This window comes from Cytobacillus oceanisediminis (assembly GCF_004366035.1).
In the GTDB taxonomy this organism is placed as follows: Bacteria; Bacillota; Bacilli; order Bacillales; family Cytobacillaceae; genus Cytobacillus; species Cytobacillus oceanisediminis_C.
This window is the reverse complement of sequence record NZ_SOEE01000009.1, coordinates 1-16429: the sequence shown is the minus strand read 5'-3', so window position 1 is coordinate 16429 and position 16429 is coordinate 1. Positions and strand designations below refer to the sequence as shown.

The following is a 16429-nucleotide window of genomic DNA, read 5'->3' as shown; positions in this document are numbered from 1 at the left end:
CTGAAATCATTCAAGGGATACATGGTGTGGACAATTAAATTCCCATTGCCAAGCAGATATCCTTATTTATCTGTTTTTATTTATGGGTAAAAATACATCTCAATTGACACAGTCATAACGTCCCTAAATAGGGGGAATTCTAATGAAAAGTCAGTACGGAAACGAAGAAGTGCTAACAGGAGGAAATGTCTCAAAAGTATATCGTTCGGGAGATACTGTTCGACGAGAATTAAAACCTAATAGTGTAAAAGTCCATAAGTTATATCAGCATTTAGAAAGTGAAGGATTCGACTATGCACCGAAGTTTTTAGGTATTGATGAAAAAGATAGAGAGATATTAACATTTATTGAAGGAGAAGCTGGTAATTATCCTTTAAAGAAATATATGTGGTCTAATGATGCTTTAATAGAGATAGCGAAAATGCTTCGTCTCTATCATGATGCAGTGAGTAATTTTCCAATCGACGAGAATTGGCAGCCAATAGATAACACGCCTCAGCCAATAGAGGTGCTATGTCACAATGATTTTGCAATCTATAACATTATTTTTAATCATGAAAAGCCAGTAGGGATTATTGATTTTGATCTTGCTGCTCCTGGTCCAAGACTTTGGGATATAGCCTATACTCTATACACTTGCGTTCCTTTAAGTAGACTTTATCATACTGAAACAGGTGAGGCAGTTTATTATGATCCATTAAAGGATGCCGACAGTATAAAACAAAGGATTAAATTATTTTTCGAATCCTATGGTATAAAGGGGATAGGAAATGGTTTTTTAGAGATGGTGTTGCTCCGAGTAGAAGGTTTATGTAAAACCATGCAAAGGAAAGCAGTAGATGGCGATATGGCGTTTCAAAAAATGATCGATGAAGGACATTTTGAACATTATCAAAAGGAACTTCAATTCATTCGTGAATATGGGAAAGAATGGGTTTAATAAAAATTTTGAACTAAATGTATAGTAATAGCGTTAATCCAAGCGGGTTTAACGCTTTTTTATTGTAAATATTCCTGATAAATATAGTTGAAATAAGCAAGTTTGTAAAGAAATGCACTTAAACTATAGGATGCATTACTTTAACATCCAGCTGCTAAATGGCGGCTTTTTTTCTTACTTATCTAACGGGGCAGGTTAGTGAAATAAGGTATGACATTGTAATAAGACTTACGAATATATATTTCTAAAAAGTAATTTAGGGGTGATTACAATACAAAAATGCGATACTTGCAACATTCCATTTAAGTGGATTAAAATTTTTAGGGCTAATTGGTTTTATATCACAATAAACTGCGACAGATGCGGCACAGAATATAAGATAACATTTCCTTCAAGGTTTATTTGCGTCTCTTTCACAATAATACCAATGTGGATTTATGGCTTGTTTTTATCCCCCTTTAATAATGTTTTTATTACAATTGTTTTATGTATCGCCATTGCAATTATTGGTTCTTTGTTCACTCCTTTTTTAGTGAAATATAAGAAAGTTGTGCAAGTTACTCCGTAAGCTAAAGGATGCTTATGGTCAAGATCCGCTGCCAAATCTGCGACTTTTTTGTTCAACAAACGGGGCAGGTTTGCGGAACAAGGGTTATAGACCATTTAAGCATGTATCAAATAAATAATATCCTTTATTTTTGAACATAATATGTGCAAAAATAAAGGAGTTGAGTAAAAATGGAGCATAACGCAAAGCTTGTTTCTTCAGAAGTGGCAGCATTATGGCATGCTTATATGCAAAATTCAATGGCTTACTGTATAGTTCAGCATTTTGCCGCTGTTAATGAAGATTCAGATGCTATAGACCTTATTCAAACAGCTTTAACAAATTGTAATTTTGTTGTAAACGAAGTCAAACAAATCTTTGAAAATGAGAATCATGCAATACCTATTGGTTTCACACAAGAAGATGTAAACATAAAAGCGGGTCGATTATATTCAGATTTGTTTACCTTGAGATACATAAAATACATGGCTGCTGCTGGAACAGCGGCTGCTGCAGCTTTGCTCGAAGTATTGGCACGGAAAGATGCCAGAGATTTGTTTTCGAAAACTTCAAAAATGTTTATGGAACTTTACAATGAGGCTTGTGATTTACTTTTAAAGAAGGGGGCATTTGTCCGTTCACCTACCATAGCCCCAATGGAAAAAGCTGAATACCTTCAAAGTGAATCATTTTTATCAGGATTATTGGGCAAGCACCGGCCTTTGACTGCTATTGAACTAGCCCATATTTCGAAAAATACAGAAACTAACTCCATTGGCAGAACCTTTGTTTCAGGCTTTTCCCAAACAGCTAAATCACCTGAAGTGAGAAACTATATGGAGAGAGGTACGGAGATAGCTGCAAAGCACGAAACAGTGTTTAGGGAGGTTCTAATAGAAGATGGAGTGCCATTGCCAAGCACTTGGGATTCAACCATTTCTCAATCCCTTGATGCCCCATTTTCAGATAAGTTAATGATGTTTCAAACCAATAGTCTAACTGCCATTAGTGTAGCGGGTTATGGTGCAGCGATTGGGGCAAGCCTTAGAAAGGATTTAGGAGGACATTACACCAGACTAGTGGCTGAAATACTCCAATATGCAAATGATGGCGTTAAATTGATGATTGAAAACAGGTGGATGGAACAACCACCACAAAATGTTGACAGGGAAGCATTAAGAAATAGAAGTGTGTAATGGTAAGCGATAGACGAATACAGCGATTTGCATTCTGCAGGTCGCTCTTTATTTTGTTTAATATTGTGAATACTTTCACTTAAACTAAAGGGTGCTTATGTTCAATATCAGCTGCCGATCCAGGCGGCTTTTTATGTTCAACTAAAGGGGCAGGTTAGCTCAAAAAGAACTTCAAAAACAAAAACCATCCTAAATTGAATGGTTTTTGTTTGCATCGTATGTCGTTGTAGAGTTTGTTTGCATTGTGTCTATGACTTTTCTAGTAAGTGGCATAAAGTAATTTAATATTAGTCCTCCTAACGGGAAATAGGAGAGAATATTAAATCATTTATGAACAGATTGTGAATTATCCTAAACTAAAGGGTGCAATACTTTAAGATCCAGCTACCATCTCAGGTGGCTTTTTTTTATTGTACAAAAGGGGCAGGTTTATTTAATAAGGAAGTTAGGCTCCTTATAATTCTACATCTATAGTTGTAGGGGATTTCAAACTATACCTGGAGGTAATAATTTCGTATTAATGTAAAAATAAATAAAGAAGGTTATATAAATGTTTAAAGGGATTTATTTTCGAAAATATTTGAGAAGAAAATAAATAAGGCCAAACCAACAAAAATAGCTGCTTTTACAAGGTTAAATTTGGCTGAGAAAATTAGTGGGATGAAACAAGAATGGGAGGATGGAAAGGAATGACCATATTAGTTGCAGGAGCGACGGGAACCGTAGGGCGGCATGTCGTAGATCAACTTATTCGAAAGGGAGAAAAAGTGAGGGCATTGACACGTAATCCGCTAAAGGCCAATCTGCCTGCAGGTGTGGAGGTTGTTTCGGGGGACTTAAGCGAACCAGGTACGCTCGGTTCTGCTCTGGTTGACGTAAGCGGTATGCATTTGATTACTACTGGCGCCGAATATACTCCGTTACAAACGGGACCGGAAATCATTAAGCTTGCTGAGAAAACTGGAGTACGCAGGGTTACTGTTTTATGGAACGGCGAAAAGGGCCCATTTGAAAGTGCAGTTGAGGCAAGTTCCCTGGAGTGGACTCAACTTCAAGCCTTTGAATTTATGGCAAATGCACGAAAATGGGCAAACTCCATACGCTCAGAGGGGCTGGTTCGAGATCTGTTTGGGGGATCACCAATTGCTCCTGTTCATGAAGCTGATATTGGAAGGGTCGCAGCAGTCGCACTGACTGAGGACAGTCATGCAGGGAAAATATATACCTTAACAGGGCCTGAGAGTTTGTCAGTTAAAGATAAAGTTGGGATTATTAGCAAGGTTATCGGACGGGAAATCCGATTTGTTGAAAGTTCCGAAGAAGAAGAACGTGAGCAAATGAGGAAGATGGGTGTTGAGGAGGATGCCATTGACTATGTGATTAACTGGCACCTTAACCCGCCTCCATCCGCTCATAAGGTATTGTCGACCGTTGAGGAAGTTACAGGACATAAGCCGTCTACTTTCGAAGAGTGGGTTAAGGCGAATACAGGATATTTTATAAATTCAAACAGCTAATCATTCCGGAACTTTCTGAGGAATTGAAACTAACATCAGCGGGAGAGCATATATAACAATAGGTACTATTATTAAAAACCAGCTGCCAAACCAGGCAGCTTTTTCTTATTTAACAAAAGGGGCAGGTTAGTGGAATAAATAGAGAATTAATCCATTATTATCCGTATTATGTTAACTGCATAAATCAGTTGTAAAGAGAGAATAAAGTTGTTTAATTTGCAATTTTTTTGCGGTAATGAAATTAAATAAAATAAAGGAAATATCTTCTTGACAGTCGAATATTAGCCTAGAATCATCATTAACTATTCCGATGAGGAGGATTCTTGTGCGTCCACGACCATTATTTATTGAAAATCCAGAGCATGATAGATATGTTAGTCTTGTGCCAGATGGAGATATTGAAGAAATACTTGGTAAGCAACGAACTAAGACCATTACCCTCTTAAGCAGCGTATCAGAGGAGTCAGCAAGGAAGGCGTACGCACCAGGGAAATGGACTTTAAAAGAAGTGATTGGGCATATGACCGACTCGGAACGTGTAATGTCGTATCGAATGCTTGCCATTGCACGAAATGAAAGTGCACCACTCCCAGCAATGGATCAGGATCAATACGTTTCAGCGGCAAACTTCAACAAATTATCTTAATATTGAAACTTCCTTAACGTTGTAAATCTGTATTTTCCTGACGCTACCCCTTATAGCGAACTATACTTTCAATCAGAACTAAGGAGATAATTTATGTTGGATTTAGAAAAACAAAAGAAAAAATCATTGCCTTAGATGAATCAGATGCTAAAAACCATTGAAATGATGACCGCCGCTTATTTGGAAATGGCAAAAGACGGAAAAGGTGACTTTACAGCGATAAATGTGGAGATGAACTAATAAAGATAGTAAATAATATCCCTGGACCAGATGTACTAAGAGATGTATAAGAAAAAGCAACAAGAGAATTAAATAAAACTCCTTCTTCAACTAACAGGTGCATTACTTTAAGATCAAGCTGCCAATAGCGGCTTTTTTTTAATTGAACTAATGGGGCAGAATGGTTTATGTGAAACTCTTCACGAAACCTTAGTAAATGGCTGTGAGAATCTTCTTTTATTGAAAAAACACAAAAAACACCTCATTGTTTATAGAGGCATAAATAAGGCACCTTAGTTATCACACCAAGATGCCATACAACTGATTGAAAAGAAAATAATTTCCTTATAAAAGTATCAATTAGATAATCTATAGAATTATGCAATAAATCGCTGAATAGGCTAAATCGTTTTATTTTCCTTCTCTATAGCTATAATTTCCTTTGCTGCTTCTATGAAAGATAATATGATTGGTGAAAGCCACTTGTCTTTATGCCATGCAATATGTGTATAAACGTGCAAGTCGGGAATTTGCCATGGAAGAGCAACCAGTTCACCCCGATCAACTTCTGCTCTCACTGTTATTTCCGGAAGAAAGGCAATACCTATTCCCGTAATTGCACATTGTTTAATGGCTTCGGCATTTTGAAACTCTAAATAAGTAATATCATCAATGCCCTTTTTCTCAAATGACCGGTCAAACATGGTTCGGTAGGTACAACCTTTTTCATTGACTAGGAACACTTCACCGTGAAAGTCTTCAAGCTGCAGTACAGTTAGTTTCGCGAGAGGATGGTCTGGAGCGACGAAAAATCGGAAAGTTTCTTCAAGTAACGGTTCCACAGTAAGCCCCGTTGAGAGAATGGTTTCGTCCAGCATAAAGACGATATCCGCGGCTCCCTCAAATAGCGATTGCTTGAGTTCCTGATTTGGAACAGAGCGGAAGATGAGACGAACTCCTGGATGACGCGAACGAAATAGCTGAAAGACAACTGGAAGCCGATAGGCGCAAAGAACCTCGTTGGCACTTATCGTTAGGGTGCCCCTTAGATTTTCATTGTCATTGTCATGAACGACACTGCGGGCTTCGTCCAATTTGTCTAGAGCACTTTGTATATGAGTTAAAAAGCGTTTACCCGCAGTTGTGAGAACGAGTTGCTTGCCCAAGCGATCAAAAAGACGAACACCAAGCTCTTCCTCCAATGCTTTTATTTGCATCGTAACGTTTGAGGGGACGTAGTTCAGCACTTCCGCAGCTCGAGTAAAATTTAATGTAGATGCAACCATACGAAACGTGTTCAGTTGCCGTAATTCCATCATACTACCCCCATCTTACTTTCAATCTTATTGAATATTACTTTGAATTCCATTCACTTTTTTTGATGGTAGCATAGCTTTAAACTAGTAACAAGAAATACAATCTAAATGTTTGTGTTTCATCTTGAAGGGAGAGACAATCCAATGGAATATGAGATTTTTGATTTGGGTGACATAACCTTACAATCAGGAGTGACATTACCGAACGCTTTTCTTGCATATAAGACTTATGGGAAATTGAATGAAAAGAAAGATAATGTGATTGTCTATCCAACTGCTTTTGGTGACCAGCATATTCAGAATGAATGGTTGATTAGAAACGGCATGGCACTAGATCCTCAGAAATATTTCATTATCGTACCAAATCTGCTGGGAAATGGATTATCTTCGTCACCTAGTAACACACCTGCTCCATTCGACAAGGCTAATTTCCCTCAGGTAACCATCTATGACAACGTTAAATTCCAATATCGGCTGGTGACCGAAAAATTCGGTATTCAAAAGATTGCACTGGTGGTTGGATGGTCAATGGGAGGAATTCAATCATTCCAATGGGGGGCGAGTTATCCCGACATGGTAGAACGAATTGCACCTTTTTGTGGAGGTGCAAAGACTTGGCCGCAAACGTATGTGGTCCTGGACGGAATGAAAGCTGCACTCATGGCTGCAGTTGGGTTAGATTCTTGTAAATTAAACCAGTTGACCTCTGCAGACATGCGCACTGTTGGGCGTGTCTATGCGGGATGGGGCTTATCACAGGCCTATTACAGGGAGGAACTTTATCGAGATATGGGATTTGACTCTATAGATGATTTTGTGGCCGGCGTCTGGGAAGATAGCTTTATGAAAATGGATCCGCACAATGTCCTGGCTATGTTATGGACAGGACAGTATGCAGATATTAGTGCAAACCCCTCATATAACGGAGAATTCCAGAAGGCGCTCAAAAGCATTAAGGCGCTTGCCTGCATCATGCCAGGAAGCACGGATCTCTTCTGTACCGCTGAAGATAACAAATATGAAGCTAAGCTTATACCTAATGCTGTTTTTAATCCTATTGAGTCTATTTGGGGACATTTTGCCGGTCGCGGAATCAACAGTGCCGATAATAAATTTATTGATGACAACCTAAAACACTTGTTGGCACTTAATACAAACGGATAGATGAAATGTAGCTTTATATTTTTTGTTGTTGAATAAACGGGGCAGCATCCCTGAAATAAAGATAAGTTTGTGAATAACTATACTTAAACTAGCGGGTGCAATACTTTAAGATCCAGCTGCCATCTCAGGTGGCTTTTTCTTTTTGAACAAACGGGGCAGTTTGATTAAATAAGGTAATGAAAAAAGAGACAAATATTAATTCGTCTCTTTTTTTATTTCATAGGTTTCGCTACCTATAAGGGGAAGGGAGGTTATGTAATGATAGTTCCTTCAGATATTCGAGAATTAATTGACCAACAATACAAAATGGTGGACGATGCCCATTCAAGGTTAAGTCAAATATGGGCGGAACATATTGTGCTTTCTATTGGCTGGTTTACAAGTTTATTGTTAACGGTGGTTCCGTGGATTGTATGGTTTATATTTAGAGATAAGGATAGTCAAACTCGTCTACTATTAGGTGGGCTTTGGGCAATGCTAGTATCTTCATGGTTAGACTACATCGGGGTAACATTGGGCTTATGGAAATACTATAATAAACTGATTCCACTTATGCCAGATTATATTGCATGGGATTTTGCACTTATGCCAGTAACTGTCATGTTTTTTCTACAGGTTAAGCCGAAGGTTAGTCCAATTATTAAAGGTCTAATTTTTGCAGCTATGACAGCCTTCCTAGCTGAACCCTTATTTTTATGGCTAGGGTTTTACAAATACCCAGGGTGGAATTCCGTTTGGTCCTTCCCTTTCTTTCTAGTTATTTATTTAATAAGTCATAAATTGGTCCATAGTAAGGCAACAAAACCTCTTATTTAGATTCTTGAAGTGTATAGTGTATCTTTCGGAACGTTGTATTAAAGAGGTTTTTAAGAAAAATGGTTTAAATTTGTATAACCAACAAAAAAAATCTAATGCATTACGGGTTAGATAGAGAGCTTTTTTAAAATTTACAAGTAGCTATGTCAGACATTTAAATTTAACTTAATTAAAATCACAAGAAAGCATATGTATTTTAATTATAAGTATTTCTGTATGTATCATTTTGTTATCTATAGAGCGACAGTTTTTGAGTTTGTGAAGATGTGTACTTAAAACTATAGGGTGCGACTTTTAGATCCAGCTGACATCACAGGTGGCTGTTTTTATTGTACTAAAGGGGCAGCATTTCTGTAATAACTGAAAATCTTATAGTATTTGTGAAATTTTGCACTTAAACTAAACCAGCTAATAGTTTGTCAACATTTTTCAATGAAATAGGATTTTATATTATGGTATGCTAAAAATAAGCATGCCAAAGAACCTTCCTAACCTAGATGTTTGGGAGGTTTTGCTTTTATTAGTCCATTTGGGTAACTAAGCTAGATCTTGGGAAGTCGTTCTGCTTTTCAAAAGGGCATAAATCCATTGTAAAAACTTATTGGCAGCTATTATTGCTACTTTAAAGGGTTTTCCTTCTTCCCGTTTTTTTATAGAATTCTCTCAACCTTTTATTGCGAGGGATTAGTTCCTCCGTCGTTTTGCTTTTCCTGGAATCCCGAATAGCACACCTAACGGCCATATACAGTGTATGCTTAAGAGTCGGCTTGAACCTTTTTTGGTAATCCTGTTTACGGTTCCTCTGAATTTACCTGATTCAAAGATACTCGGGTCAATACCAGCGAATGCGACAAGCTTTTTAGGGTGATCAAACCGTTCAATCTCGGCAATTTCGGAAATGATCGTTGCAGCGGTCTTTTCTCCGATCTTAGGGATTGAATGGATGATTTTATATTCTTCAATATCTTTTGCTAAGGCATCTATCTCTTCTTCAAATTTGGATAGATGCTTTTGGTATTCCAGAAGCATTTTTATATACATTTCCACGCTTAAAATGTGGCTTTGGTAGAGATTTTCCCTAAAGGGATTTTGGCTTGCGGCAGCTAAAAGGGCTATTGCTTTTGTCTTAGCCCACTTGATGGAGCGCCTTGGACATAACTATTTTATTGTGTTAGTAACTGTCTCTTCACCTGCTTCTAAGATACTTTGAGATGTAGGGAATTCAAGTAAGGTGAGTAGAGAGACAACAGAATATAAGTCCCCAAACACTCCTCTATATATTGGAAACACCTGATCCAAGACGGCTTGGATTGCAGTTTTGTTTGCACATAAATCCCCGTAATATTTTCGTGCTGTCTAGTCAGGTTTCGAAGGTTCAAGAGCTGGATACCGCTTTTTTTATAAGGTTCCAAATCCTCTTTGTAATACATCTCGCAGAGATGATTGGCATCAATTATATCTGTCTTTACCTTTCTTAAACTTGAACTCTTTGCCCAATAAGGGTTAACAATAATGATCAAGTATCCTCTTTCCTCAAAAAAATGGACTACCGGAGTATGATAGTGACTGGTTGACTCCATGACTAATGGAGGTTTTACCCCAGATATTCTCTCAACTTCTGAGAGAAAGGAATGCAGTTTTTCCAGACCTTCAAGAGTGTGTTCAACGAGATCAACGTCCCAACCAGCCTCAGTTTCTACAAGTAGGGGGTGAACGGTTTAGTTGACGGGATCAAGTCCCAAGGGTGCTTACATTCTACCCCGGCTATGGTTATCATATATCGATTTAAATAATGGTCAACCAGAAATATTTTTATTTCTGGTTGACTTTATAATACGATCGGGTGTCTAGGTTAAATATTTTGAGTCGATTTTCAAATTTGAAGATCGTTTTTTTTCATTTTGATAGACAACTAATGTCATAACTTATAAATAAATCCTCCTTTTTTGTTCAAGGAAATTCGCCTTATTTATTATAGATCAAGCTTAGGTTTAAAGAACTCTTTCTTTGTTGAAGGAACAAAACAACCGACAAAAATTAACTAAAAATGTCGAATGCTGTCTATAGAAGTGATCACTCTCTGCTTTTTGAAAGGAGGTGAAATCATGCATACCCGACACTTTATTTTGATGGGTTTATTTTTAGGGGCAGCCGCTTTCCTGCCAAATAATGCATTTGCAGAGAAAAACAGAGCAGCCGATCAAACGGAACCTCAAAACTCTGCAGTACATACTCACGTTTTAGATACTATCGAAAAACCAAAGGCTACGGAAAAAGCAGCTTCCGTTACACCCAAAAACCTAAGTAAAAGTCAAGGTGGAATAGGTCAAAAACCAGTGACGAATCCTGGTACCCATCAAACCGTACCAGTAAAGCCTGTTTCAAAATCACCAGACAAGACCAATAGGCGGGTTGAAAAGGTAGTGCCTCCGTCTTTAGATAAGAATGTAAAGGCTAGTGAATCTGCAGAAACGGCTGCAAAGGTGAAAGATGCAGGAAAAACAGGAAGAGCGATGCCATTGGATGTCACGAACAAGCTTCCAGTGGTCCCTATGTCATCTGAGTCACTCTCCTCAAACCAATCAAAGTCTGAGGCATCAGAAACCAACATCCAGACTCCAAGTTTAAATGCTAAGTCAGAAGACTTTATTGAAGAAACTGGATCTTTCGTTTCAATAAAGACGAGTGGTTCTCTTAAAGGGTCGCAGAAACCGTTAAAAGACCAAGAAAACAAGACGCCACCTGAAAATAGGAATCACCCTGGGGATATTGAGATCGTAACTAATCCTCCACAACGCATGCAAACGTCTGGAGGGGAATCACATGAGCCATTCAAACCGGGTGCAGGCACAATAAGCTTTGATGCACATTGGTTTGACTGGGATTTCGGTTTGAACCTTGGCAAAATCTATCATTCCCGCGAGATTCAGTACTATTCTCAATGGATGAACGCTCCACCTTCACCACCTCCAAAAGCAGCTCCTTTTTCTTAACGTTTACTACGTATTTAGCGACATGTAACGATATTGAAGAGGAGAAAAATTGGAATGAAAAAATACCTTAACACAAAAAAAATTGTAAAATCTTTTATAGTCACTACAGTAATGTCATTTGGATTGTTGTCAGGAGGCCATTTCACTGCAGCGGCTGGACCTGATAAAACAAAAGGGGAACCTGTTAGAGCTGTACAAGCAAACAGTCCCGAAACTGCCAGCAAAAAAGCAACTCCAGTAGCCCCTGCAAAACCTGAGGTTCCTGCACAGCCCAAAGAAAAAGTGAAAACAAAGAATCAAGATAAGGTAGAAAATAAAAAGATTGAATCACAGGCAAGTGAGCATGCAAGTGAAAAATCAGCTCCTGCAGATTCTGCAAGACCTGAGGTCCCTGCACACTCTAAAGCAGAAGGAAAAGCAGAGAATCAACATAAGGTAGAAAACAAAAAGGGAAAATCGCAGGCAAGTGAGCATGCAAGTGAAACAGCGGTCATACATGCAGCCAAAAAATCAGCCATTTTTTCCAATGACCCAGTGGAAGATTCGAATGAACCGGATGTTATGACGGAGTATGCATTCGGATCGGATTCCGCTACATCAGCGAATCCTGAAGGTGAAGATTTTTATATTGGCAAATTAGGTTATGGCAGCAAGGTGCAATTTGACGCAAGCACTGGCGGTGGAATTTATTTTAGTAGTGTAAGAGCAGATGATGCCAGCTACCTTTATGGTTATTGGTTTTTATCCGGGATGCAAATGTCGCCAGAAGGAATTTCTCCAACTTTATGGGGGGAACAACAGGCAAAATTAGCACTGGAAACCTATGAAGTTATGAAAAGTGTCTATGGTTCGAAAGTCAGACCTGTTATCTTTATTGATGTAGAACCCGCATTAACGGGGATGAATCAATATGACTATGCAAATAATCAATCGATATATAACGCATTTGTTGAATATCTAAATCAACATGGAGAAGGTGTACAACCTGGTACCTATTCGTCTCCATGGAGCTGGGAAATCACAATGGGGACCTTCTCACCAATCACTCCGGGTGCGTATTGGGTTGCTTATTACCCAGTTGCCATTCCTTCAGATTTAACAACGAGCAATCCAGATTGGCTGGATTTCCCGGGTACTGACGAACAGGCAGAAATCTGGCAGTACTATGGTGGATACGATGACTATAATGTAGCTTGGCAACTTCCGTAACGACATATAAGGGGGAGCGGGGAAATTTAGAGATTAATAGATTTTTTTTGTATACGTTCTTTCCCTCAGTCTCCCATGTGTTCTCTGGACTATAGTAAAAGAAAAAAACGGTGATGGGATGGCGGCAGAATAAAACAAGCTGCCGTGAATATCCTCGGTATAAATCATTTATTGTAAAACAATTTCATGCAGTTATAATCTTTTGAATTTACATCTTGGCAGGGGAAGGTGTCGCAAGTCCTGTGCAGATCATTTAGTACAAAAACGTATAGAATGCGAATAAATGTACTTAAACAAACAGGCACGTAACTTAATAACATATTGTTTTTAGGATCTTAGCAATACGGCGAGAATACGGAAGATTATTTCTGAAAAGAAGACGCTTTCTTGAAATAAAGAAAGCGTCTTTTATTTGCGTAAAGAGTTAATAATAACTTTTATGTTGTATAAATGATCTTCTGCTTATGAAGTATTCTTTAATTAAAGGGCCATTTTGTGGAATAACTCTAATAAAGGATATTTGGGTTGAATTTATGGAGAATTGACACACTAAAGGGGGCTCTAAAATTAAAAATCGAGGTAAGGCTTATATTGTACCTTTTTTGTCTTTTGTGCCAGGTACATATTATTTAGGATAATTTAGAAAGTAGTTGTAATGAGTTAAGTGGTTGAAAAAAATCCTTACTTTTTTTGTAGTAAAAAGTATTATAAAAAATCAGAAAAAGGGACTCGTCAACGTTTTTTAAAATTCTACATAAAATAAGAAAAAATAAAACGCCAATCCATATGGGTTTGGCGTTTTTCTACCTTTAAAGTTGTGTTTATGTAAACCTAAAATTTCCTTTGATTGTTTTTGTTTTTCCTAATTTCTACCTTTATCACTCATGTAGATATCACTATAGAATTTTAGCCTAAAGGTTGTTGAGAACCAGGTGGGACGTAAAAAGGTGGGACTTTAATCCATCCGCGCTTGCGCATTAAATGTTTTAATCTAGTCGCGAAAGCTAATTTTTCTGCTTGAAACTGAATAAACAATATACCTACATCTGAACGAATCGATTCTGAAGCAGCACTAGCAGCACGCATAATTAAGCTAATAATTTTTAAAGATAATTCGTTTGCAATTACATCATCCGTTAATTTAACACCGAGCGGAACACTGTTAGGGTCTGATTTTGGCATATCTTCAGGGGCAGAAGGTAATGTAATTCCTTCCTTAATCATAAAATCATGAAGTCGTTCTCTCTGACTGTTCCCTAGTTTCATGTCTTCTTCAAGTATTGCTTTTAGTTCGTTATCCGTAGTGGTGTTTATACCTGCTTGAACAGAAACCTTTGCTAATTCAAGGCCTGCTAAATAAATCCAGCATGCCATCACTTCTCCTACATGAAGAGGTTGATCTTCATCTTGATCTGTCATCGATTTCATGGTATCCATAACTGTTTCCCATACATTTAGCATGTGATCCCTCCTGATTTTTCAGCTTAATTACTTATATTGTTTGTTTCATATGAATATTTATTCAAATGGTAAGAATGAGAACAATTAGGGAATGATTGATAACAATTGTTGCCATAAGAAAAAACATGTTAAGTACCTAAAAGACGCTTAATCGCTTTTTGCCCATAAAAAGCTTTAGGTAAAATAGGCAGACAAAGTAATATTTTATTCAAATTCCGTATTCGGGCGCTGTTCTTTAATAAGAGGACGTCTTTTTGTAATGCCCCAACACATTTAAGAGATTAGATATTGTTAGGTAAAGAAAAGATTGTGAGGGTTTCTACTTAAACTAAAGGGTGCGTTGATCCAAGAAGGATTAACCGCCTTTATTGTTGAATTCCTTATTGGACTAACGAAGTGGATAGTTGAAGAAGAAATAAAATAGTGATTTGCCTCTAAACAAGAAGGAGAAAATTTATATGTTATTTATGCTGATTGTCAAAGCCTCGAAGAATTCGGAAGCCGATCAGCTCCCGGGCCCTGAGCTTATGGAAGCCATGACGAAGTACAATGAGGAATTAGTCAAGGCAGGCGTGCGGGTTATGGCTAAAGGGCTCTATCCAAGTTCAAATGGAATTCGCATTTCTTTTCCGAATCCAGGGGAAAGGCCGGTGGTTACCGAAGGCCCATTTACAGAATCGCAAGATTTGATTGCCGGGTTCATTCTGATTGATGTGAAGTCGAGGGAAGATGCCATCGAATGGACCATGCGGATGCCGGACCCTCAAGGACATGGGGAAGGTCAGATTGAATTGCGTCAAGTATTTTAGGCATCGGAGGTAATAGGCGGAATGGTTTTACTGTTGTACACGGGGAAGTATTGTTTACTAAAGTTGTTATGATAGAAAAGATAATCTTAACAGTAAAAAGGAGACAAAATGGAGAAAATAAAGGCTTGGGCGAAGAATTTAAAGCGACAAGTATTCATTCTTTATTTTGCTTACAAAGATGAAAGAGCACCTTGGTATGCTAAGGCATTTACAGCTTGTGTTGTTGTATATGCGTTCAGCCCTATTGATTTAATACTTGACTTCATACCTATTCTTGGTTATTTAGACGATGTAATTATTGTTCCGTTGGGAATTATGTTTGCATTAAAGATGATACCAAAAAATGTAATGTCTGACTGTAAAGTTAAAGCAGAAGAAATGATGAAAAATGGTAAGCCGAAAAATTGGATAGTTGGTTCACTAATAGTTTTGATTTGGAGCTTAATTATCTTATGTCTTATTGTAAAGGCTTATCAGTTATTCAACTAACGGGCGCATTACTTAAAGAACGGCTGCCATTATAGCCGTTCTTTTTATTCAACTATAGGGCAGGATAGTTCAAGAAGGATTTTATAAAGACTAGTCGAATTTTTTTAATAGTACAGATTACCATTAGAATCAAAAACTGCTTCTATAAAAAGGAGACGTTAAAATGAAATACTTGTGTTTGGGTTACTTCAACCCAGAGAAAATGGATGCCCTGCCCAAGGCGGAGATCGAAACTGTGCTGAGCGAATGTCAACCCCACCTAAAGGAACTTTACAAGAGCGGTCAAGTAATTATGGATGTTGGTGTTGACTTAGAAGTAAAATGCTTGAAGCGGATGAACGGAAAGGTCGAGGTTACTGAGGGGCCTTTTGCCAAAACAAATGAGATGATAGGCAGTGTGTTCATCATAGAGGCACTTGACATTAAGGAAGCAATTAGGGTGGCCTCCTTACATCCGACCACACAATTGGATGCAGGTGAGCAGTTTAACTGGAGGATTGAAATCCGCCCTATCCACTACTTCGAGAAGAGAGAATAATGGTCAAGTCATTTTTCTTCTAGTATCAGGTGTGAAGCTCAATAGCTATTAGTCGCATTTACCTTATTCAACTAAAGGGTGCTTTCGTCCAAGATCAGCTGCTAATCAGGCAGCTTTTTCTTATGCAACAAAAGGGGCAGGATAGTTGAAGAACAGGTATGATATAAGTATTGGGGTGTTTGTATGAAATATACTTGTCCTTGTTGCGGTTATAAAACATTAGATGAAGAACCGCCTGGAACATATGATATTTGCAGTATTTGTTTTTGGGAAGATGATGGAGTTCAATATAGTGATCAAGATTATGTCGGTGGTGCTAATAACCCTTCTTTAAGGCAAGCACAAAAAAATTATCTTGTGTTTGGAGCTTGTGAGGATGGGTGTATTGAGTTTGTAAGAAAACCTAATGAGAAAGACGTAAAAGACCCTGTTTGGAAACCCTCAATTTAATGAAATTCTTCAACAAACGGGTGCTTCGTATTATTGAGTTAACCAGTTTTTACTGGTTGCTCTTTTTTTTATAGGACCTATTATTTCAGTAGCCAGGGTAGAACGTACGGGTGCGTGGG

General features: G+C 38.0%; 15 protein-coding genes and 2 pseudogenes. 13 read left to right on the top strand and 4 right to left on the bottom strand.

Annotated features, from left to right (window positions below):
• Window positions 1-142 precede the first annotated feature (142 nt).
• From DFO72_RS21135 to DFO72_RS21125, 3 genes are all read left to right on the top strand, one after another.
• Window positions 143-940: a phosphotransferase gene (locus DFO72_RS21135; protein ID WP_113884103.1), complete on the top strand. Its 798-nt coding sequence runs from the start codon at window positions 143-145 to the stop codon at window positions 938-940.
• Window positions 941-1202: 262 nt separating this feature from the next.
• Window positions 1203-1508: a TIGR04104 family putative zinc finger protein gene (locus DFO72_RS30750; protein ID WP_166672533.1), complete on the top strand. Its 306-nt coding sequence runs from the start codon at window positions 1203-1205 to the stop codon at window positions 1506-1508.
• 170 nt (window positions 1509-1678) lie between these two features.
• A complete protein-coding gene (locus tag DFO72_RS21125; protein WP_113884101.1) occupies window positions 1679-2683 on the top strand; it encodes a DUF3231 family protein in 1005 nt (334 codons plus the stop codon).
• 189 nt (window positions 2684-2872) lie between these two features.
• Here the strand turns inward: DFO72_RS21125 and DFO72_RS30745 are convergent.
• Window positions 2873-2983, bottom strand: a pseudogene (locus DFO72_RS30745) (YitT family protein); the annotation flags it as partial.
• 389 nt (window positions 2984-3372) lie between these two features.
• Between DFO72_RS30745 and DFO72_RS21120 the strand changes: the two are divergent.
• Both DFO72_RS21120 and DFO72_RS21115 read left to right on the top strand, forming a co-directional pair.
• Window positions 3373-4200 carry an NmrA family NAD(P)-binding protein gene (locus tag DFO72_RS21120; RefSeq protein WP_113884302.1) on the top strand — a complete coding sequence of 276 codons (828 nt, stop codon included), beginning with the start codon at window positions 3373-3375 and terminating at the stop codon, window positions 4198-4200.
• A gap of 325 nt (window positions 4201-4525) precedes the next feature.
• A complete protein-coding gene (locus tag DFO72_RS21115) occupies window positions 4526-4846 on the top strand; it encodes a DinB family protein (RefSeq protein WP_243856229.1) in 321 nt (106 codons plus the stop codon).
• A gap of 620 nt (window positions 4847-5466) precedes the next feature.
• Here the strand turns inward: DFO72_RS21115 and DFO72_RS21110 are convergent.
• Window positions 5467-6381 (bottom strand): LysR family transcriptional regulator, encoded by a 915-nt coding sequence (locus tag DFO72_RS21110; RefSeq protein ID WP_113885800.1) that lies wholly within the window; start codon window positions 6379-6381, stop codon window positions 5467-5469.
• Between the two features lie 144 nt (window positions 6382-6525).
• Here DFO72_RS21110 and DFO72_RS21105 point away from each other — a divergent pair, with 144 nt between their 5' ends.
• Window positions 6526-7545 carry an alpha/beta fold hydrolase gene (locus tag DFO72_RS21105; RefSeq protein ID WP_113885799.1) on the top strand — a complete coding sequence of 340 codons (1020 nt, stop codon included), beginning with the start codon at window positions 6526-6528 and terminating at the stop codon, window positions 7543-7545.
• Between the two features lie 258 nt (window positions 7546-7803).
• Window positions 7804-8361 carry a CBO0543 family protein gene (locus DFO72_RS21100; RefSeq protein ID WP_113885798.1) on the top strand — a complete coding sequence of 186 codons (558 nt, stop codon included), beginning with the start codon at window positions 7804-7806 and terminating at the stop codon, window positions 8359-8361.
• A 537-nt stretch (window positions 8362-8898) separates the two neighbouring features.
• Here the strand turns inward: DFO72_RS21100 and DFO72_RS21095 are convergent.
• A pseudogene (locus DFO72_RS21095) lies at window positions 8899-10028 on the bottom strand (IS110 family transposase); the annotation flags it as partial.
• A gap of 438 nt (window positions 10029-10466) precedes the next feature.
• Between DFO72_RS21095 and DFO72_RS21090 the strand changes: the two are divergent.
• Together DFO72_RS21090 and DFO72_RS21085 are read left to right on the top strand one after the other, a co-directional pair.
• Window positions 10467-11354 (top strand): hypothetical protein, encoded by an 888-nt coding sequence (locus DFO72_RS21090; protein WP_113885797.1) that lies wholly within the window; start codon window positions 10467-10469, stop codon window positions 11352-11354.
• 54 nt (window positions 11355-11408) lie between these two features.
• The gene (locus DFO72_RS21085; RefSeq protein WP_113885796.1) at window positions 11409-12563 is read left to right on the top strand and encodes a hypothetical protein; all 1155 of its coding nucleotides are present in this window, start codon (window positions 11409-11411) and stop codon (window positions 12561-12563) included.
• Between the two features lie 906 nt (window positions 12564-13469).
• Here DFO72_RS21085 and DFO72_RS21080 read toward each other — a convergent pair.
• On the bottom strand, window positions 13470-14024 hold the full coding sequence (locus DFO72_RS21080) for a DUF3231 family protein (protein ID WP_113885795.1): 555 nt from the start codon (window positions 14022-14024) through the stop codon (window positions 13470-13472).
• Between the two features lie 458 nt (window positions 14025-14482).
• On the opposite strand from DFO72_RS21080, the gene DFO72_RS21075 reads away from it, so the two are divergent.
• The 4 genes from DFO72_RS21075 (at window position 14483) to DFO72_RS21060 (ending at window position 16310) form a co-directional block, all read left to right on the top strand.
• Window positions 14483-14833, top strand: coding sequence for a YciI family protein (locus tag DFO72_RS21075; protein WP_113885794.1), 351 nt, complete (start codon window positions 14483-14485; stop codon window positions 14831-14833).
• 108 nt (window positions 14834-14941) lie between these two features.
• A complete protein-coding gene (locus DFO72_RS21070) occupies window positions 14942-15322 on the top strand; it encodes a YkvA family protein (protein ID WP_113885793.1) in 381 nt (126 codons plus the stop codon).
• Window positions 15323-15485: 163 nt separating this feature from the next.
• On the top strand, window positions 15486-15860 hold the full coding sequence (locus tag DFO72_RS21065) for a YciI family protein (protein ID WP_113885792.1): 375 nt from the start codon (window positions 15486-15488) through the stop codon (window positions 15858-15860).
• A 183-nt stretch (window positions 15861-16043) separates the two neighbouring features.
• The gene (locus DFO72_RS21060; RefSeq protein WP_113885791.1) at window positions 16044-16310 is read left to right on the top strand and encodes a CPCC family cysteine-rich protein; all 267 of its coding nucleotides are present in this window, start codon (window positions 16044-16046) and stop codon (window positions 16308-16310) included.
• Window positions 16311-16429 lie beyond the last annotated feature (119 nt).

Bases quoted from the DNA above. Each gene is read 5' to 3' on its own strand.
- DFO72_RS21080 (WP_113885795.1), bottom strand. From the start codon at position 14,024: ATGCTAAATGTATGGGAAACAGTTATGGATACCATGAAATCGATGACA.
- DFO72_RS21125 (WP_113884101.1), top strand. From the start codon at position 1,679: ATGGAGCATAACGCAAAGCTTGTTTCTTCAGAAGTGGCAGCATTATGG.
- DFO72_RS21070 (WP_113885793.1), top strand. From the start codon at position 14,942: ATGGAGAAAATAAAGGCTTGGGCGAAGAATTTAAAGCGACAAGTATTC.
- DFO72_RS21085 (WP_113885796.1), top strand. From the start codon at position 11,409: ATGAAAAAATACCTTAACACAAAAAAAATTGTAAAATCTTTTATAGTC.
- DFO72_RS21075 (WP_113885794.1), top strand. From the start codon at position 14,483: ATGTTATTTATGCTGATTGTCAAAGCCTCGAAGAATTCGGAAGCCGAT.
- DFO72_RS21090 (WP_113885797.1), top strand. From the start codon at position 10,467: ATGCATACCCGACACTTTATTTTGATGGGTTTATTTTTAGGGGCAGCC.
- DFO72_RS21100 (WP_113885798.1), top strand. From the start codon at position 7,804: ATGATAGTTCCTTCAGATATTCGAGAATTAATTGACCAACAATACAAA.
- DFO72_RS21060 (WP_113885791.1), top strand. From the start codon at position 16,044: ATGAAATATACTTGTCCTTGTTGCGGTTATAAAACATTAGATGAAGAA.
- DFO72_RS21110 (WP_113885800.1), bottom strand. From the start codon at position 6,381: ATGGAATTACGGCAACTGAACACGTTTCGTATGGTTGCATCTACATTA.
- DFO72_RS21105 (WP_113885799.1), top strand. From the start codon at position 6,526: ATGGAATATGAGATTTTTGATTTGGGTGACATAACCTTACAATCAGGA.
- DFO72_RS21135 (WP_113884103.1), top strand. From the start codon at position 143: ATGAAAAGTCAGTACGGAAACGAAGAAGTGCTAACAGGAGGAAATGTC.
- DFO72_RS21065 (WP_113885792.1), top strand. From the start codon at position 15,486: ATGAAATACTTGTGTTTGGGTTACTTCAACCCAGAGAAAATGGATGCC.
- DFO72_RS21120 (WP_113884302.1), top strand. From the start codon at position 3,373: ATGACCATATTAGTTGCAGGAGCGACGGGAACCGTAGGGCGGCATGTC.